This is a genomic window from Pseudoflavonifractor phocaeensis, assembly GCF_038439875.1.
Classification (GTDB): domain Bacteria; phylum Bacillota; class Clostridia; order Oscillospirales; family Oscillospiraceae; genus Vermiculatibacterium.
The window spans coordinates 1-17,281 of record NZ_JBCDMT010000005.1; the positions used below are offsets into that span (position 1 = coordinate 1).

General features: G+C 66.9%; 16 protein-coding genes and 2 riboswitches. Of the genes, 7 read left to right on the forward strand and 9 right to left on the reverse strand.

The genetic code is table 11. The annotated features are described in order from the left end of the window. Positions 1-45: 45 nt before the first annotated feature. From AAEU42_RS09735 to mobB, 9 genes are all read right to left on the reverse strand, one after another. On the reverse strand, positions 46-1,218 hold the full coding sequence (locus AAEU42_RS09735) for a molybdopterin molybdotransferase MoeA (RefSeq protein WP_342233352.1): 1,173 nt from the start codon (positions 1,216-1,218) through the stop codon (positions 46-48). A gap of 9 nt (positions 1,219-1,227) precedes the next feature. Then, positions 1,228-2,256, reverse strand: a complete 1,029-nt coding sequence (locus tag AAEU42_RS09740; protein WP_342233353.1) for a sulfate/molybdate ABC transporter ATP-binding protein — start codon at positions 2,254-2,256, stop codon at positions 1,228-1,230. A gap of 1 nt (position 2,257) precedes the next feature. Then, the gene (gene modB / locus AAEU42_RS09745; protein WP_342233354.1) at positions 2,258-2,947 is read right to left on the reverse strand and encodes a molybdate ABC transporter permease subunit; all 690 of its coding nucleotides are present in this window, start codon (positions 2,945-2,947) and stop codon (positions 2,258-2,260) included. Positions 2,948-3,042: 95 nt separating this feature from the next. After that, positions 3,043-3,879 carry a molybdate ABC transporter substrate-binding protein gene (modA, locus tag AAEU42_RS09750; RefSeq protein WP_342233355.1) on the reverse strand — a complete coding sequence of 279 codons (837 nt, stop codon included), beginning with the start codon at positions 3,877-3,879 and terminating at the stop codon, positions 3,043-3,045. Then, positions 3,872-3,988: riboswitch (molybdenum cofactor riboswitch) on the reverse strand. It overlaps the preceding gene by 8 nt. 109 nt (positions 3,989-4,097) lie before the next feature. Beyond that, complete coding sequence (locus AAEU42_RS09755) at positions 4,098-5,048, reverse strand: molybdopterin-binding protein (protein ID WP_342233356.1); 951 nt, start codon at positions 5,046-5,048, stop codon at positions 4,098-4,100. Between the two features lie 549 nt (positions 5,049-5,597). After that, positions 5,598-6,563, reverse strand: coding sequence for a GTP 3',8-cyclase MoaA (gene moaA / locus AAEU42_RS09760; protein ID WP_342233357.1), 966 nt, complete (start codon positions 6,561-6,563; stop codon positions 5,598-5,600). Continuing rightward, a complete protein-coding gene (gene moaC / locus AAEU42_RS09765) occupies positions 6,560-7,054 on the reverse strand; it encodes a cyclic pyranopterin monophosphate synthase MoaC (RefSeq protein ID WP_342233358.1) in 495 nt (164 codons plus the stop codon). Before moaC ends, moaA begins: the two co-directional genes overlap by 4 nt. 2 nt (positions 7,055-7,056) lie before the next feature. Beyond that, entirely contained in the window at positions 7,057-8,085 is a 1,029-nt protein-coding gene (locus tag AAEU42_RS09770; RefSeq protein ID WP_342233359.1) for a molybdopterin-binding protein, read from the reverse strand. After that, complete coding sequence (mobB, locus tag AAEU42_RS09775) at positions 8,082-8,588, reverse strand: molybdopterin-guanine dinucleotide biosynthesis protein B (protein WP_342233360.1); 507 nt, start codon at positions 8,586-8,588, stop codon at positions 8,082-8,084. Before mobB ends, AAEU42_RS09770 begins: the two co-directional genes overlap by 4 nt. Positions 8,589-8,666: 78 nt before the next feature. Continuing rightward, a riboswitch (molybdenum cofactor riboswitch) is annotated at positions 8,667-8,783 on the reverse strand. Positions 8,784-8,973: 190 nt separating this feature from the next. Between mobB and AAEU42_RS09780 the strand changes: the two genes are divergently transcribed. The 7 genes from AAEU42_RS09780 to AAEU42_RS09810 all read left to right on the forward strand — a co-directional run bounded on the left by AAEU42_RS09780 (position 8,974) and on the right by AAEU42_RS09810 (position 17,256). Beyond that, positions 8,974-9,795 (forward strand): MerR family transcriptional regulator, encoded by an 822-nt coding sequence (locus tag AAEU42_RS09780; protein WP_342233361.1) that lies wholly within the window; start codon positions 8,974-8,976, stop codon positions 9,793-9,795. Positions 9,796-9,937: 142 nt separating this feature from the next. Next, positions 9,938-10,636 carry a DUF554 domain-containing protein gene (locus AAEU42_RS09785; protein WP_342233362.1) on the forward strand — a complete coding sequence of 233 codons (699 nt, stop codon included), beginning with the start codon at positions 9,938-9,940 and terminating at the stop codon, positions 10,634-10,636. Between the two features lie 125 nt (positions 10,637-10,761). Beyond that, complete coding sequence (locus AAEU42_RS09790; protein WP_342233363.1) at positions 10,762-12,111, forward strand: Na+/H+ antiporter NhaC family protein; 1,350 nt, start codon at positions 10,762-10,764, stop codon at positions 12,109-12,111. A gap of 66 nt (positions 12,112-12,177) precedes the next feature. Continuing rightward, entirely contained in the window at positions 12,178-13,368 is a 1,191-nt protein-coding gene (locus AAEU42_RS09795) for a MalY/PatB family protein (RefSeq protein ID WP_342233364.1), read from the forward strand. Next, a complete protein-coding gene (locus tag AAEU42_RS09800; protein ID WP_342233365.1) occupies positions 13,365-14,630 on the forward strand; it encodes an NAD(P)/FAD-dependent oxidoreductase in 1,266 nt (421 codons plus the stop codon). Before AAEU42_RS09795 ends, AAEU42_RS09800 begins: the two co-directional genes overlap by 4 nt. After that, a complete protein-coding gene (locus tag AAEU42_RS09805) occupies positions 14,627-16,753 on the forward strand; it encodes a molybdopterin-containing oxidoreductase family protein (protein WP_342233366.1) in 2,127 nt (708 codons plus the stop codon). The genes AAEU42_RS09800 and AAEU42_RS09805 overlap by 4 nt, the downstream gene beginning before the upstream one ends. Beyond that, positions 16,750-17,256, forward strand: a complete 507-nt coding sequence (locus AAEU42_RS09810) for a 4Fe-4S dicluster domain-containing protein (RefSeq protein WP_342233367.1) — start codon at positions 16,750-16,752, stop codon at positions 17,254-17,256. The genes AAEU42_RS09805 and AAEU42_RS09810 overlap by 4 nt, the downstream gene beginning before the upstream one ends. The last annotated feature ends 25 nt before the right edge of the window (positions 17,257-17,281 follow it).

Sequence of the window (17,281 nt, forward strand, 5' to 3'; positions counted from 1 at the left end):
TTCCTCTCAACCACGCAAAATGCCCTGCCACCCACACAGGCCCGCTTACAAAATCAAAAGGGGCACAGGGCTCCCCGGCTCCAGCGCGGGGCCCGGGGAACGGTCGATGAGACAGTCGCAGCCCGCCAGGGACCAGACCATGCCGGAGGAATGTCCCCCCGCCGCGGGGCAGACCCTTCCCTCCGGGGTCCTGACCGCCCGGATGAACCGCCGGACCTGGGAGGCGGGCAGGCCCTCGGCCAGGGGGAGGGTCATCCTCCCGGGCAGAGCCCCCTCCATCCCCGCCAGCTTTTCCAGGGCGGGGCGGCCCACCGCCTCAAAGACGGCCAGGGAGGCGAAGGGGTTCCCCGACAGGGCCAGCACCGGCTTGCCCTCCGCCAGAAATGCCATGGCGGGGGAGCCGGGGCGGACAGCCAGGCCGTGGAACAGCACCTCCGCCCCCAGCAGCTCCGCCGCCCGGGGCATGGCGTCCTCCGCCCCCACCGACACCCCGCCGGTGGTGAGGAGGAAGTCGCATTTGGCCAGTGCCGCCCGGACCCGCCCGGCCAGCAGCTCCGCGTCGTCCCCCACGGGGGGGAAGGCCACCGGTTCCATCCCGAGGGCCTGGAGCCGGGCGCACAGCATGGGGCCGTTGGCGTCATAGATACCCGACGAGGGCAGGGGGGCCCCGGCGGGGACCAGCTCCCCTCCAGTGGGCAGGACCCCCACCTTGGGCCGGGCCGCCGCCGCCAGCGCCGTCACTCCCTGGGCGGCCAGGGCGGCCACGTGGGTCCAGTCCATCCGGGTCCCCACGGGAAAAATGGTGCGGCCCACGGGCATGTCCTCCCCGCGGAACACATAGTTCTCCCAGTGGGCCGGGGCAATGCACACCAGGACGGCGTCCCCATCCCGGCGGGTGTCCTCCACCTTGACCACGCAGTCCGCCCCGGCGGGAATGGGCGACCCGGTGGACACGGGGACGGCCGTCCCCGGCCCCACGGCCTCCCCCAGGACAAGCCGGGCGGGCTTTTCGGGCTCCGCCCCCACCGCGTCCACGGAGCGCAGGGCATAGCCGTCCAGCGGGGAGCGGTCAAAGGGGGGCGTGTCCAGCTTGGCTGTGACGCTTTCCCACAGCACCCGCCCCGGCGCCTGGGCCGGGGAGATCTTCTCCCACCTCGCCAGGGGTTTGACCCGCTCCAACAGCAGGGCCGCGCCCCGCTCCACAGAAATCCGCTCCATTCCCGCACCTCATTTCAACAGCATGATATCTTCCGGCTTCACCGACACCGTCAGCCGGTCCGGTTCTCCCAGGGCCTCCCAGCCCTCCTTGGACAGCTCCATCCGAAGCCGCTCCGGGCCGGAAGCAGTTAATATAACAACAGTGGAGAACACGTCCTCCACCACCCGCTCCACCCGGCAGGGGATAGGGTTGGGGCCTGGGCCGGGGGTGATGAAGTGGGCCCGGATGCCCACATGGTCCAGCTCCGGGGGCACCGGCCCGGCCACGTCCAGGGTCACGCCCCAGTCCAGGGCCTCCACCCGCCCCTCCCCGGCCCTCCGGGCCCGGGAGACGTTCTTGCACCCGGAGAGGAGGCAGGCGGACAGGGTGTCGGGGGCTTGAAAGAGGGCCTTGACCTCCCGCTCGGGCTCCGACCTGCCGTGGTCCAGCACGCAGGCCTGGCGGCACATACGGTAGACCTCCCCCCGGTCGTGGGTCACCAGCACCGCCGGGCCGGGGAACTCCCGGAGGAAATCCGTCAGCTCCAGCTCCATCTCCCAGCGCAGGTAGCCATCCAGGGCGGAAAAGGGCTCGTCCAGCAGCAGGCACTCCGGCTCGCTGGCGAAGAGCCGGGCCAGGGCCGCCCGCTGCTGCTGGCCCCCGGAGAGCTGGCGGGGGTATTTGCCCGCCAGCTCTCCGATCTGGAAGCGGGCCATGAGCTCCGCCGCCGTCTCCCGGCGGCGGTGGCGGTCCCTGGCCCCGGCCTCGATGTTCTCCCCCACGGTCATATTGGGGAAGAGGGCGTAGTTTTGAAAGAGGTACCCTACCCGCCGTTCCTGGGGGGGGAGGTCGATCTTTTTCTCCGCGTCAAACAGCACCCGGCCGTCCAGGACGATGCGCCCCGCGTCCGGTGTCACCAGGCCGGCCACGCATTTGAGGGTCATGCTCTTGCCGCAGCCGGAGGCCCCCAGCAGGCCGGTAAGGCCCTCGCCGGTAGTGAAGGCCACCTTCAGGTGGAACTTGGTAAAGCGCTTCTCGATCTGTACTTCTAAGCTCATCTCACACCTCCGGCGCCCCGGCGGGCCACTTGTCCCGCTTCTCCCGGCGCTCCAGCAGGTTCACCGCCAGGAGGACGGCCAGGGAGATGCCGACATTCACCGCCACCCAGCGGTAGGCCAGAACATCGTTCCCCTCCCGCCAGAGCTGGTAGACGGTGGTGGCGATGGTGGCCGTCTTGCCGGGGGTGTAGCCGGAGACCATGGAGGTGGCCCCGTACTCGCCCAGGCCCCGGGCGAAGGCCAGCACGGTGCCCGCCATGAGCCCCTCCCTGCACCCCGGCATCAGCACCCGCCAAAAGACCCAGGGGTTGGACCGGCCCAGGGTGCGCCCCGCCGCCAGGAGGTTGGGGTCGAAGGCCTCGAAGGCCCCCCGGGCGGTGCGGTACATCAGGGGGAAGGTGACGATGATGACGGCGAAAATGGCGGCTGGCCAGGTCATGGTGACCCGGAGGGCGAAGGTGTCCAGCAGCCAGGCCCCCAAAACGGTCTTGGGCCCCAGCAGCTTCAGCAGGAAAAAGCCCACCACCGTGGGGGGGAGCACCAGGGGCAGGGTGAGCAGGCAGTCCAGCAGCCCCTTGGCCACCCTGGGCAGCCTGGCCACGTAATAGGCCGCCAGGATGCCCAGGAAAAAGACGCAGACGGTGGAGATGGCCGCGATGCGCAGGGAGTTGAGCAGCGGGAACCAGTCCATCCTTCCCACCTGCCTTTCTATGGTATTCCGGCGGACACGCTCCGCCCCGCTTTTTTGTAAAACCCCATGTAGGGGCGGCTATCAGCCGCCCGCCCTTACTTCGCCATGGCGAAGCCCACGGCCTCAAACACGGCTACGCTCTCATCGGTCTTTAGATAGTCCAAAAACGCCTGGGCCTCATCCTTATGGGCGGAAGCGGCCAGCACGGCGGCGGGGTAGATGACCTGGTTGGTGAGCAGGGCCGGGTCGGCCTCGGCCACCACCTCCAGCCCGGCGGAGAAGGCGTCGGTGGCGTAGACCACGCCGCAGTCCACGGCGCTCTCCCCCACCCAGGTGGTGACCTCCTTCACGTTGGAGCCGAAGGTGATCTTGTCCTGGATGGCGTCCCAGACGCCCATGGCGGTGAAGAGCTCCTGGGAATACTGGCCCACGGGTACATCAGCGTTACCCAGGGCGATCATCTTCACCTTGTCGGTGTTCACATCCTCAAAGGACGCCACCCCGGCGGGGTTGCCCTGGGGCACGGCCAGGGTGACTTTGTTCTCCAGCAGATCCACCCGGCTGCCCTCGTCGATGTACCCGCCCTCGGCAAGGCCGTTCATCTGCTTCTGGGCGGCGGAGAGAAAAAGGTCGCAGTCGCCCCCCTCCTCGATCTGGGTCTTGAGGGTGCCGGAGGAGTCAAAGGTGTAGGTAATGGTCACGTTGGGGGCCACGGCCTTGTAGTTCTCGGCAATCTGGTTCAAGGATTCGGTGAGGGAGGCGGCGGCGTAGACGTGAAGCTCCACGGCCTCGGCGGCGGGGGTCTCCGCCGGGGCGCTCTCAGCGGCGGGAGCGGTGGTCTCCGGGGCTTCGGACGGGGCGGCTCCTCCCCCGCAGGCGGTCAGGGACAGGGCAAGGGACAGGGACAGTGCGAAGGTCACAAGCTTTTTCATGGGTTTCTCTCCTTTTCAAACGGAAGGCACGCCCGTTTCCCGGCGTACCCTTTGGCCCGCCCCCATGGCGTCCGCTTTAGGCGAGACGGGCTCGAAGATTTTGGGACCTATTGAAACAGGCGTTGGCAGGGGTTCCGTTCCGCCCGAAAAACGGCCGTTGAAAGCCTTCCCGGCTTCCCTTCTCTTCCGAAAAAGCAGTTTATGGAAGCTCTTTTTGCTTACTTTTTCTCTCGAGAAAAAGCAAGGGCGCACTCGCCTGCCGTTCCCCGCAGGATGTCCAGGCCGTGGCCCAGGGCGGGGAGGATGTACTCCGCCCCCTCCCGGGCGGCCTTGGGACTGCCGGGGAGGTTGACGATGAGGGTCCCGTTTCGGATGACCGAGGCCCCGCGGCTGAGCATGGCCCGGGGGGTGATGGTCATGGAGTAGGCCCGGATGGCCTCGGCGATGCCGGGGGCGTTCCGGGTGGCCACCGCCAGGGTGGCCTCCGGGGTCACGTCCCGGGGGGAGAAGCCGGTGCCGCCGGTGGTGAGCACCAGATGGCACTGGCGGCCGTCGGAGAGACGGATGAGCTCCATCTGGATGCGGCTTTGCTCGTCGGGGATGAGCAGCTCTTCCACCACCTCATAGCCCGCCTCGGTAAGGAGCTTCGCCAGCACCGGGCCGCTCTCGTCCGCCCGCTCCCCCTTGGCGCCCTTGTCGGAGAGGGTCACCACCGCCGCCCGGCGGACGGCGGGGTCCGGGGGGAGCATGACGAGCTCGTCCCCCACGCGGATGTCCCCGCCCTTCAGCACCTTAGCGAAAACCCCCTCATGGGGCATGATGCACTCCCCCATCACCTGGTAGATGGCGCAGTGGGTGTGGCACTCCTTGCCGATCTGGGTCATCTCCAGCAGGGCGTCGCCGCACTGGAAGCGGGTGCCCACGGGGAGACTGCGGAAGTCATAGCCCTCCACCACCAGGTTTTCCCCGAAGGCGCCGAAGGCCACGTCGGCCCCCTTGGTGCGGAAGGCCTCGATTTTCTCGAAGGACAGCAGGGAGACCTGCCGGTGCCAGTGGCCGGCGTGGGCGTCCCCCTCCAGGCCCCAGTCCTCCACCAGCCGGGCGGCGGGGACGGTGTGCTTTTGGGTGCCCTTTTTCTCGCTGAGGCAGATGGCTTTAATAGTTGACATAAGATCGTCTCCTTTGTTCGCGGACTGGGGCAGCTGTGCGCTTCTCTTGGGGAGAACAGGGATACACCTGGACGGCGTGCGTTTCGCCCTGCGCCGCACAGGCGGAAAACCCCGCTTGTTTTGCCAAGGGCTCCCCCTGCGGGGGAGCTGCCCCCGAAGGGGGCTGAGAGGGAGGCAGGCCGGTGAGGACATCGGCCTCGCAGGGAGAGGCCCTGCTAAACGGTAAGTTTCCCTCATCAGTCTCGCTATGCTCGACAGCTTCCCCCAAGGGAGGCCTAAGACCTGATCAACAGCAAAACTGGTGCAAAATAAGGGACTGGTGTTTTTCTGCACCCTTTGGGACAACCCTAAAGACTAAGTCCACACAAGGGGCTCAGAGGCCCACACCGGGAAACAAATGGGCTCGCGGCGCATTTGCAACGTAGGCCAGCCAAAGCCAAAGTCACCCGCCGATTTGAGACACCGCAGCGTTAAGAAAACTTGCCGGTGGCAAGTTTTTAGCGCAGGCAGGGTGGCTACGCCACCCTGGGCTCTCTTCCAGAAGTGAAATCACCCTCCGATTTGGGACATCAGCCGCCCCTCCTCCGTCGGCCCCCGGCCGAAGGAGTGGTGGGCGGGCTTGTTCCAGACCGCCCGCCGGATGGTCTCCTCCAGCTCCCCGTCGGAGGCGCCCCCCCGCAGGAGTGGCCGCAGGTCCACCCCTCCGCCGTAGCACAGGCACAGCTTCAAAAAGCCCTCACTGGTCAGACGAAAGCGGTTGCAGTCCCCGCAGAACTCATGGCTGACGGCGCTGATGAAGCCCAGAGCCCCCTTCATGCCGGGGGCCCTCCAATACCGGGCGGGGCCGTTGCCCCGGCGCTCCTCCACGGAGGCCAGGCCGGGCCAGCGCTCCCTCAGGGCGGCCAGCAGCTCCGCCTGGCCGAAGGGGGCGAGATCGGCCCCGTGGCCCACCGGCATCAGCTCGATGAAGCGCACGTCCAGCGGCCGGTCCTGGGCCAGAGCGGCCAGGGCCAGCAGGCCTTCCCGGCCGGTCCCGGCCAGGGGGACCACGTTGATCTTGGTCCGCACCCCGGCCGCCAGGGCCGCCTCCAGCCCCGCCAGGGCCCGGGGCAGGTCATCCCGGCCGGTGACCGCCCGGTAGCCCTCCCGGTCCAGGGTGTCGATGCTGATGTTCACCGCGTCCAGCCCCGCCGCCAGCAGTTCCGGGAGCTGATCGGCCAGCAGGACACCGTTGGTGGTCAGGGTCACCTGCCGGATGCCGGGGACCTCCTTCAGCGCCCGGACCAGCCCGGCGCAGCCCTTTCGGGCCAGGGGCTCCCCCCCGGTGACCTTGATAGTGTCCACCCCCAGCCGGGCGGCGGCGGCGCACACCCGGACCATCTCCTCATAGCGGAGGATGTTTTCGTGGGGCACGAAGGGCACCTCCTCCGGCATGCAGTAGCGGCAGCGGAGGTTGCAGCGGTCGGTGATGGACAGCCGCAGATAGTCGATCTTCCGTCCAAAGGCGTCGGTCATGTCCCGTCCTCCCGGGGGGCGGCGTTGAAAATACGGCCGCTCTTGCCCCCGTCCTTCTCCCGGAGGTAGACCCCGGTGAGGGTCATGCCCCGGTCCATGGCCTTGCACATGTCGTAGATGGTGAGGAGGGCCACGGTGCAGCCGGTGAGGGCCTCCATCTCCACTCCGGTCTTCCCGGTGCAGGAGACGGTGCACTCCGCCTCCACGGCGTGGATGTCCTCCAGCAGGGTAAAGTCCACCGACACCTTGGTGATGGGCAGGGGGTGGCACAGGGGGATCAGGTCGGAGGTGTGCTTGGTGGCCATGATCCCGGCCACCCTGGCCACCCCCAGCACGTCCCCCTTCTTGGCGGTGCCCCCCCGAATGGCCCGGAAGCACTCCGGGCTCACCAGGATGCGGCCCGCCGCCGTGGCCTGGCGGACGGTGTCCGCCTTTTGGGAGACGTCCACCATGACGGCGTTGCCGGCAACGTCAAAATGATTGAGCGGCACGCTCACCACCCCTTTCCAAATCCGCAGTTCGGGTAGGTGCAGACCTCACAGTTCAGGCACAGCCCCCCGTGGCCCATGGCGGCCAGGTCCTCCAACCTCACCGGCACACCGGCCAGGAAAAGGGGAAGCACCAGGTCAAACACGGTACGCTTGGCGTACATGACGCAGCCGGGCAGGCCGGCCACGGGCACGCCGTCCAGATAGGCCACCATCAGCATGGCGCCGGGGAGGACGGGGGCGCCGTAGCTCACCACCCGTGCCCCGGTGTTCTTGATGGCCAGCGGGGTCCTGTCGTCGGGGTCCACGCTCATACCGCCGGAGCAGAGGATGAGCTCCGCCCCCTGGGCCTTATAGTCCAAAATGGCGGCAGTGATGGCCGCCGGGTCGTCCCCGGGGCAGACGTGGCCCATGACCTGACAGCCGTACTCCCCCACCTTTTCCTCCAGCACGGGGGTAAAAGTGTCGGTGATGAGGCCCTTCTGGACCTCGCTGCCGGTGGTGACGATGGCCACCTTTCTAGGCCGGAAGGGCCGCAGCTCCAGCAGGGGTTTGTCCCCCGCGGCGGCCCGGGCCGCCTCCATCTTCTCCGCCCGGATGACCAGAGGGATGATGCGGGTGCCCGCCAGCTTGTCCCCCTTCCTGACCGCCTGATGGCCGTGTCGGGTGGCGATCATCAGCTCCCCCAGGGAATTGAGCTTTTGGAGCCGGTCCGTGTCGATGAGGAGCAGGCCGTCCTCCCCGGCGGAGACCTCGATCTTCCCCTCCTTTACCTCGGAGGGGACCAGGTTTTCCGCCCCGCCGGCGCAGATTTGATACAAGATCTCCGCCGCCTCGTTTTCGTGGAGCATCCCTGGCTCCTTCTCCCAGACATAGAGGTTCTCCTTGCCCATGGACAACAGGACGGGGATGTCCTCGGGGGCCACAACATGGCCTTTGCGGAAGGCGGGGCCCTTGGAGACCCCCTTGACGATACGGGTCATATCGTGGCAGAGCACGTGGCCCACCGCGTCTTCGGTACGGATCAGTTTCATTGATCTTCCTCCTTCACATTCCGCCGTTCCAGCTGCCCCGCCAGCCACAGGGCCAGGGGCTCCGGGTCCTCCGTGGGGAACAGGGGCACCGGGCAGTCCTCCGGCGGCGCGTCGGTAATGAGGGCCGCGCACTCCTCCAGCGGCACCACCGGCTCCCGCCCCGCCCGGCAGAAGGCCAGCTTAGGCCAGGGCCCGTGCTTGAAGCCCTCCGTCAGGATGAGATCCACCCCACGGACCCGTCCCACCGCCTCTTCCGGGGTGAGGGGCCGCCGCTCCACGAAGGCGGCCTGGGTGGAGGAGACCACGGCGGTGACCTCCGCCCCCGCCCGGCTCAGCCGCCAGGAGTCCTTGCCCTCGTAGTCGATCTCAAAGTCGTGGGCGTCATGCTTCACCACCCCCACCGTCAGGCCCAGACGGCCCAGGGCTGGGATCAGTTTTTCCAGATAGGTGGTCTTGCCCGTATTGGACTGGGCCACCAGGGACCACACCGGGATATTCGGCATCGCTTACGCCTCCCTGCCTCCATAAAAAAATCCCCGCCTTTCTGTTCGAAAAGCGAGGACGGAGAGCCACGGTCCCCCGCGGCCCTTGGCTCCTCTCCTTTTCAAGCATGGAAGGCCCGGCCGTTTCCAGCGGGACCCTGGCCCGGCCGCCATAGCGTTTGCCGTAGGCGGGCAGGCTCGGAGAATTCTATTTTTACTGTTTTAAAAGGGCACCCGGCCCGGCCGGATGCTTTTTTCCAACATAACACCTTCCATCCCCCTTTGTCAAGCCCAAAGAGCGCAAATGGAAGAGATGACCTTTGCGCACCGGATCAAAACATGCTATGATATTTTTGTCATCCCCATCAACGGGGTATCTGCCCCCTCTATTGAAGGAGTGTTCTCTATGTCCATCGAGCTGTCCATCAGCCAGATGGCTTCCCTCCACGGCCTGTCCCGGCAGACGCTGATCTATTACCACAAGATCGGCCTCTTTTCTCCCCAACGTCTGGACGAGAACGGAAACCGCATCTACTCCTCCGCCCAGATCCCAATTTTGCGGGAGATCTGCACCCTCAAGTCCATCGGCGTACCCCTGGAGACCATCCGCCAGCAGCTTTTCCGCCGGGCTCCGGAGAGCGCCGCTGAGCTGCTGGAGCGGCGGTGGCGGGAGATCGACGAGGACATCCGCCGCCAGCGGGACATCCAAAAGGCCATCGAAAACCGGCTTATCCTCTACCGGAAGGGAAAGGATCTGGAGCGGGAGGACACCTTCACCCTGGAGCACCTGCCCCGGCGGCGGGGCGCCTTCCAGGCCTGGGAAAAGGGGCCGCTGGACCGCTCCGCCCTCCACATGGCCACCATGGACGTCCGAAAGTGGCTCACCGCCCGGGGGCTCATCCTGTCCGGGAGCATGGGCTCCCTCCTGCGCAGGGACAGCCTCTACACCGACACACCCCTGGCCGGGGCGGGCTCCTTCCTCATCGTGCCCGAGACCGCCCCCGAAACGGGGGAATTTTTGGAGTTCCCCGAGGGGGACTACCTGTGCATGTACAAGACCGGGATGCCCTACGAGCCGGAGCCCGCCTACCACATGCTCTCCGTGGCGGAGAAGCGGGGCTACAAGCTCCGGGGGGACATCATCGACATCTGCCTGCTGGACGCCACCTTTTATGACTACGTCCATCTGAAGTCCGATTTCTGCCAGCTTCAAATCTTGCTGGCCTAAACGGTCTTTTTCGACATTTTATCCATTTTGCCCACTTGCGTGTATAACCGCTATACATCCTATAATGACGGTCAAGGAGGACGCAGCCTCTTTGGCCGTCATTTTCCGTATGACCACGATCCCATACAAGGAGGCTACGCAAATGCCCACCTGCATCTTCATCGACAGCGGCGCCGTCTGCCTGGGCGGCATCTTGGGGGCGCTGCTGGGCCGGCGGCTGGACGAGGCCCTCAAGGCCACCCTCAACCGCATCTTCGGCCTTTGCTCCATCGCCATCGGCGTCATCAGCCTGACCCATACCCAGACCCTGCCCGCCCTGGTGCTGTCCGTGGTTCTGGGCTCCCTGGCCGGCACCCTCCTGCTCCTGGAGCGCCGGGTCACCGCCCTGGCGGCCCCCCTGGGGGGCAGGCTCTCCGGCGGCGGGGCCTTCTCCAGCGCCGACGCCGACCGGCTCATCAGTGTGCTGGTCCTCTTCTGCGCCAGCGGCACCGGCATCTTCGGGGCCATCCAATACGGGGCCACGGGGGACGGCAGTGTCCTGCTGGCCAAGTCCATCCTGGACTTCTTCACCGCCGCCATCTTCGCCTCCTCCCTGGGCCTGGCGGTGAGCGCCATCGGCCTGCCCCAGTGCCTCATCCTCTGCGCCCTCTACCTGTGCGGGCCGCTGCTGATGCGGGTGTCCCCGGCGGTGGCGCTGGAGGACTTCACCGCCTGCGGCGGGGTGCTGATGCTGGCTACGGGCCTCAAGATCACCGGCATCTGCTCCTTCCCGCTGATGGATATGCTCCCCGCCCTGGTGTGCGTCATTCCCATCTCCACGTTGTGGAATGTTCTGTTTTAACGGCCGAACCGACGCGTCAACGGTTTGATCCTGCTTCTTCAAAAGGAGGGAAAACAGCCCCATCAAACGCCCCGTGTCCCCAAGTCATTTCGTGAGAGAGAAATTGAGAAAGGTGGCAAACGAGTATGTCTGACAACGTCAAAACAGCGGATAAAAAAGTGCAAAACATGGGAGGGGCGGCCTTCGTCCCCTTCCTGGTCCTCATCGGCCTGGTGCTGGGGAACATCCTCTTCAACACCGTCACCGGCGCGCCCCAGGCGGGCAATGGCCTGCCCATCCTGGCCGTCACCCTGGTGGCCGTGGTCTTTTCCTTCTTCTGGGGGAAGGGCGGCAGCGTGGAGGGCCGGGTCCAGACCTTCTCCAAGTCCATGGGCGACCCCACCGTACAGATGATGGTGGTCATCTTCCTGCTGGCCGGCTCCTTTACCTCCGTCAGTAAGGCCATGGGCGGCGTGGACTCCGTGGTAAACCTGTGCCTGTCCTTTCTGCCCAAGAACATGATCTACATGGGCATCATGCTCATCACCGGCTTCATCGCCGTCTCCATCGGCACCTCCGTGGGCTCGGTCACCGCCATGGCCCCCATCGCCGTGGGCCTGGTGGAGCAGGCGGGGCTCAACGTGAACATCGCCCTGGCCGCCTGCGTGGCAGGCGCCATGTTCGGCGACAACCTCTCCATGGTGTCCGACACCACCATCGCCGCCACCCGGGGCCTGGGCTGTGAGATGAAGGACAAGTTCAAGATGAACTTCCTCATGGTTCTCCCCGCCGCCATCCTGGCCCTCGTGATCTACGCCGCCCTGGGCATGTCCGGCAGCGGTGGGGCCATTGAGGTGGGCGCCTACAACATCATCAAGATCCTGCCCTACATCTTTGTCCTCATCGCCGCGCTGTGCGGGCTCAACATCATGACCGTGCTCCTCTCCGGCATCGTCCTCTCCGGCGTCATCGGCTTCGCCATGGGCGAGCTGACCTTCCGCTCCTTCATGGGGGCCATCGGCTCCGGCATGTCCGGCATGACCACCGTCATCCTCACCTCTCTGCTGGTCAAGGGCCTCATGGGCATCATCGCCGAAAACGGCGGCGTGGACTGGCTCATCCAGAAGCTCACCGGCAACCTCAAGAGCGCCAAGGGCGCCCAGGCCAGCATTTGCGTATTGTCCTTCTGCATGAGCGTCCTGCTCCGCAGCACCAGCGCCATCGTGGTCTCCGCCCCCCTGGCCAAGGACATCGGCGACCAGTACGACATCGACCCCCGGCGCACCGCCAGCCTGCTGGACATCTTCGCCACCTCGGCCAACGGCTTCGTGTTCTGGGAGGGCTTGATTCTCACCGTCACCCAGCTCACCGGCGTGGGCGACCCCATCAGCATCGTGGGCTTCGCCATCTACCCCATCCTCATCATCCTCTCGGTGGCCATCAGCATCATCTTCAACATCCAGCCTGGCAAAAAGCGCGCGGCCGCGGGCAAGTAATCGCTCATCCAAGCTGGGGTCCCTCCTCGGAGGGGCCCCAGTCACGTTCGGAAAGAAGGTTTCGTTATGGCATTTGATTTTGACCGTGTCCCCTCCCGGAAGGGCACCCACTCTCTGCGGTGGGACACCGTGGAGGAGAAATTTGGGGAGCCCGACCTCATCCCCCTGACCACCGCCGACATGGACTTCCCCGCCCCGCCCTGCGTCCGGGAGACTTTGGCCCGGGCGGTGGAGCAGGGCGTCTACGGCTATCCCTCCGCCGGGAAAAGCTATACGGACGCCGTGGCGGCCCACATGGCCCGGGACGCCGGGTGGGAGATCGCCCCGGAGTGGCTCTGCCGGGCCCCCGGCGTGGTCAATGGGGTGGCTTACGCCCTCCAGAGCCTCACCCAGCCGGGGGACGGGGTCCTGCTACCCTCCCCCATGTACCACCCCTTCGCCCACCTCATCGAGGACAACGGCCGGAAGGTGGTCCGCTCCTCCCTGAAGCTGGAAAACGGCCGCTATGAGCTGGACTGGGCCGACCTGGAGGCCAGGGCCGCCGATCCCGCCGTCACCCTGCTCATTTTCTGCACCCCCCACAACCCCTGCGGCCGGGTGTTCACCCGGGAGGAGCTGGAGCGGGTGGCCCGGCTGTGCCATGACCACCACCTCATCCTCATCGCCGACGAGATCCACGCCGGCTTCTGCTGGCCGGGGCACCCCTTCGTCTCCATGGGCAGGGTGTGCCGCGACCTGGGGCCCGCCTATGAAAACAACCTGGTGCTGTGCACCTCCGCCTCCAAAAGCTATAACCTGGCGGGGCTCCAGACCTCCGACATCATCATCCCCTGCCCCGGCAAGCGCTCCCGGTACCAGCGCACCCTCCAGAACCAACACCTGATGAGCGCCAACCTCTTCGGCATCCTGGCCACCGAGAGCGCCTACAACGGCGCCGGGGAGTGGCTCTCCCAGCTCCGGGATTACCTGTGGGGCAACTGCCAATATCTTCTGGACTTTTTCCGGGACCACGTCCCCGGCATTGTCCCCCTGGTCCCCGAGGCCACCTACATGGTCTGGCTGGACTGCCGGGGGTTGAACCTCTCCGACAGCGCTCTGGAGGAGCTTTTCATCCACAAAGCCAAGGTGGGGGTCAACCTGGGCCACACCTTCGGCCCCGAGGGCGCCGGCTTCGTCCGCCTCAACTTCGCCACCCCCCGTGCCACCCTGGCCGAGGCCTGCCGCCGGATCGCCAAGGCCGTGGAGGGTCTGGCATGAGGCGGTGCGCCATCGTGGGCTTCGGCTGCGCGGGTTACCACGCCGCCGAGGAGCTGCGCCGCCGGGACCCCCAGGCGGAGATTTCCGTCTTTTCCGACCACTCCCTGGCCCCCTACAACCCCATGCTCACCACCTACTACGCCGCCGGGCGCATCCCTTTCGACGCCGCCTTCCCCTTCGGGGGCCTGCCGGAAATCGGCACGCGGCTGCGGCTGGACCTGCGGCCCAACTGCCGGGTTGCCCGGGTGGACGGGAAAAACCGCCGCCTCCTGCTGGAGGGCGGAGAGAGCGAAACCTTCGACTCCATCCTGCTCTCCACCGGGGCCAAGGCCTTCGCCCCGCCCATTGAGGGGCTCCCCAAAGACCGCACCTTCCTTATGCGCACCATGGACGACGCCCAGGCCCTGCGTGCCCGCCTGTCCCAGGGGGACCTGAAACGGGTGCTGGTGGTGGGGGCCTCCATGGTGGGCATCAAGGTGGTGGAGCTGTGCCGGGCCGCCGGACTGGAGGTGCTGCTGGCCGACATGGCCGGGCGCATCTTCCCCCTGTCCACCTACCCCGAGGTGGCCAAGGCCATCGAGGGCCGCCTCACCGCCCAGGGCGTGGAGCTGCGCTTCGGCTGTGCCATGGACAGAGCCAGGGAGACGGAGACGGGCCTTCTCTGCCACATGACCGACGGCAGCGAGACCCCCGCCGACATCGTGGTCCTCTGCATCGGCACCCGGGCCAACACCGCCCTGGTGGACCCGGCGGAGATTTCCCTGGGCCGGGGCATCACCGTCAATTCCCGCATGGAGACCTCCTGTCCCGGCGTCTACGCCGCCGGGGACTGCTGCGAGGGCACCGACCTCCAGTCGGGGCAGAACCTCATCATCGGCCTGTGGGCCAACGCCGGTCACCAGGGGGTCACCGCCGGGGCCAACATGGCCGGCGGGGACGAGCGGTTCGACGGCAACATCCTCCACAACATCACCCACTTCATGAACATGGACTTCGTGGGTATGGGGGACAACCGCCGCACGGGCCGGGACTGTATCCTGGGCACCCCGGACAAGGGGCTCTACATCCACGCCGTCATGGACGGGGAGGAGCTGGCGGGGGTCAATATCCTGGACAGCTACCGCGTCTCCGGCGCGGTGAAAAACTACTTCTACCGGATGCTCAAGGGGAAGGGCCACGCCCTGGAGGACGTCCAGCGGGGCGTCCTTCTCAAGGAGGGCCTCACCCCAAGCTTCATCCGGCAACTGGAGGGACGGACATGACACGACAGGAAGCGCTGCTCCACAGCAAGATCCCCGGCGCCGAGACCGGCATCCAGGTGCGCCATACCCTGTGCGACATCTGCACCCCCCAGATGCACTGCGGCCTGGACGTGTACGTGAAGGACGGCAGGGTCCTGAAGGTGGAGGGGAACAAAAACCACCCGGTGAACCGGGGCAAGCTCTGCACCAAGGGCCTGTGCAACCGCCAATACCTCTACCGGCCCGACCGCATCCTCACCCCCCTGCGCCGGGTGGGGGAGCGGGGGGAGGGGAAATTTGAGCCCATCTCCTGGGACGAGGCCCTGGAGGAAATTTCCCGCCGCCTGCTGGACATCCGGGCGGCCCACGGGGCGGACGCCGTCACCTTCTTCTCCGGCTACTCCAAGTGGTACCGGCCCATGTTCCGCCGGTTCGCCCACGTCTTCGGCAGCCAGAACTACTGCACCGAGTCCAGCGCCTGCTTCACCTCCGGGCTGATGGCCTGGCAGGTGGCCACCGGCCTGCCCGCCGGGATGGACCTGCCCCGCTGCGACCTCTTCGTGGGCTGGGGCTTCAGCGGGTACTACTCCCGTTACCTCCAGCCCGCCGCCGTGGAGGAGAACCGGAAGCGGGGGATGAAGGTCATCATCATCGACCCCCGCACCACCCCCGCCCAGCGGTTGGCCGACCTGGTGCTCCATCCCCGCCCCGGCACCGACGGGGCCCTGGCCCTGACCATCGCCAACGAGCTCATCCAAAACGGCTGGATCGACCGGGACTACGTCGCCCGGTACGTCCACGGCTTCGAGGCCTACGCCGCCTACGCCGCCGGGTTCAACTCCTCCAACGTGGAGGCCCTCACCGGCGTCCCCTACGAGCAGGCCGCCCTGGCCGCCAAGATGATGGCCCGGGCGGAGCGTATGTGCATCAGCGAGAGCAGCGCCCCCATCGGCCACCACGCCAACGGGATGCAGAGCTACCGGGCCATTATGGCTCTGCTGGCCATCACCGGCAGCTACGACCGCCCCGGCGGCCAGCTCCCCGCCCCCCACACCTACATGGAGATGCCCTGCGGCTTCGAGACCCGGGAGGAGGAATTCATGAACGGCCGCTTCCCCGCCGGCGCCCCCGCCGCCGTGGGGGCCGAGCGGTTTCCCCTGTGGTACGAGTGCCGCCGGGAGGGCCAGGCCATGGATCTGAGCCGCCGCATTCTCACCGGGGAGCCCCGGCCCATGAAGGCCGTCTTTTCCCTGGGGATGAACCTGCGGATGTTCCCCGGTGACGGCAAGCTCATCGAGGCCCTTAAAGCGCTTGACTTTTTCGTGGACGTGGACCTCTTCCTCACCGACACCGCCAAGTACGCCGACATCGTCCTGCCCGCCTGCACCTCCATGGAGCGGGGGGAGCTCAAGTGTTACCCCGGCGGCTACCTGTGGTACACCAGCCCCGTGGTGGAGCCCCTGGGGGAGGCCAAGTCCGACGCCGACATCCTCACACTCCTGGCCCAAAAAATGAGTCTGGACGACGACCTTCTGAAGGGGGGCTACGACGCCTGCTCGGCTTACATCCTCCAAGACCTTCCCGTGTCCATCGACACCCTGCGGCAGAGCCCCACCCCCGTGAAGCTGCCGGATTTCGCCCCGCCGGAGGCCGGAAAATGGCTGGAGAAGGGCCTCCCCACCCCCACGGGAAAGTTCGAGCTCTATTCCGAGGTCATCGCCGCCCACCCCGAATGGGGGCTGGACCCCCTGCCCACCTACACGCCCCCCAAGTCCGGCGGGGCGGAATACCCCTACACCCTCTCCGCCGGGGTGCGCATCCCCAACGCCCTCCACTCCCGGCTCCACGACGTGCCCTGGGCCCGAAGCCTGCGGCCCGAGCCGGGGGCGGAGATCAGCCTGGAGGACGCGGAAAAGCTGGGCGTGGAGGAGGGGGACCGGGTCCGCATCTCCACCCCCTGGGGGAGCACGGTCCTCAAGGTCCTGCCCACCGCCACCGTCCGCGCCGGGGAGGTCTACACCTACCACGGCTACCGGGAGTCGGACATGAACGCCCTCCTGGACCCCGACGCCCTGGACCCCTACTCCGGCTTCCCGGCCTACCGGAGCGCCTACTGTCAGATGGAAAAGGTGGTGGAAGCGTGAGCCGCTATTTTGAACTGGACATCGACCGCTGCTGCGCCTGCGGGGCCTGCGCCATCGCCTGCATGGACCAGAACGACGTGGACATCCCCGCCGGGGAGCGGCCCTTCCGCACGGTGTTCCGCCAGGAGCCGGAGCGGATAGGCGCCTGCGCCAGCTACTACTCCGTGGCCTGCATGCACTGTGACAACGCCCCCTGCGTGCTGGCCTGCCCGGTGGGCTGCCTCTACAAGGACGAGGCCACCGGCCTGACCCTCTTCGACAACACCGACTGCATCGGCTGCCACTCCTGCGCCATGGCCTGCCCCTTCGGGGCCCCTGCCTTCGGGGCCGACGGGAAGATGCGCAAGTGCGACGGCTGCGTGGAGCGGCTGCGGGCGGGAGAGGAGCCCGCCTGCGTCCGGGTGTGCCCCACGGGGGCCCTATCCCTGGCCAGGGACGGGGAGATCCCCCCGGACCACTCCCTGCGGGAGATCTGCGCCCGGCTGGCCAAGGAGCAGATTTGAAAAAACGCCCAAAGACATCTGTCTT

What these genes read in the sequence shown, in the direction of transcription:
- AAEU42_RS09780 (WP_342233361.1), top strand. Translation starts at nt 8,974, where the DNA reads ATGTCCATCGAGCTGTCCATCAGCCAGATGGCTTCCCTCCACGGCCTG.
- AAEU42_RS09790 (WP_342233363.1), top strand. Translation starts at nt 10,762, where the DNA reads ATGTCTGACAACGTCAAAACAGCGGATAAAAAAGTGCAAAACATGGGA.
- moaA (WP_342233357.1), bottom strand. Translation starts at nt 6,563, where the DNA reads ATGACCGACGCCTTTGGACGGAAGATCGACTATCTGCGGCTGTCCATC.
- AAEU42_RS09740 (WP_342233353.1), bottom strand. Translation starts at nt 2,256, where the DNA reads ATGAGCTTAGAAGTACAGATCGAGAAGCGCTTTACCAAGTTCCACCTG.
- AAEU42_RS09800 (WP_342233365.1), top strand. Translation starts at nt 13,365, where the DNA reads ATGAGGCGGTGCGCCATCGTGGGCTTCGGCTGCGCGGGTTACCACGCC.
- modB (WP_342233354.1), bottom strand. Translation starts at nt 2,947, where the DNA reads ATGGACTGGTTCCCGCTGCTCAACTCCCTGCGCATCGCGGCCATCTCC.
- AAEU42_RS09795 (WP_342233364.1), top strand. Translation starts at nt 12,178, where the DNA reads ATGGCATTTGATTTTGACCGTGTCCCCTCCCGGAAGGGCACCCACTCT.
- AAEU42_RS09755 (WP_342233356.1), bottom strand. Translation starts at nt 5,048, where the DNA reads ATGTCAACTATTAAAGCCATCTGCCTCAGCGAGAAAAAGGGCACCCAA.
- AAEU42_RS09735 (WP_342233352.1), bottom strand. Translation starts at nt 1,218, where the DNA reads ATGGAGCGGATTTCTGTGGAGCGGGGCGCGGCCCTGCTGTTGGAGCGG.
- AAEU42_RS09770 (WP_342233359.1), bottom strand. Translation starts at nt 8,085, where the DNA reads ATGAAACTGATCCGTACCGAAGACGCGGTGGGCCACGTGCTCTGCCAC.
- AAEU42_RS09785 (WP_342233362.1), top strand. Translation starts at nt 9,938, where the DNA reads ATGCCCACCTGCATCTTCATCGACAGCGGCGCCGTCTGCCTGGGCGGC.
- mobB (WP_342233360.1), bottom strand. Translation starts at nt 8,588, where the DNA reads ATGCCGAATATCCCGGTGTGGTCCCTGGTGGCCCAGTCCAATACGGGC.
- AAEU42_RS09805 (WP_342233366.1), top strand. Translation starts at nt 14,627, where the DNA reads ATGACACGACAGGAAGCGCTGCTCCACAGCAAGATCCCCGGCGCCGAG.
- modA (WP_342233355.1), bottom strand. Translation starts at nt 3,879, where the DNA reads ATGAAAAAGCTTGTGACCTTCGCACTGTCCCTGTCCCTTGCCCTGTCC.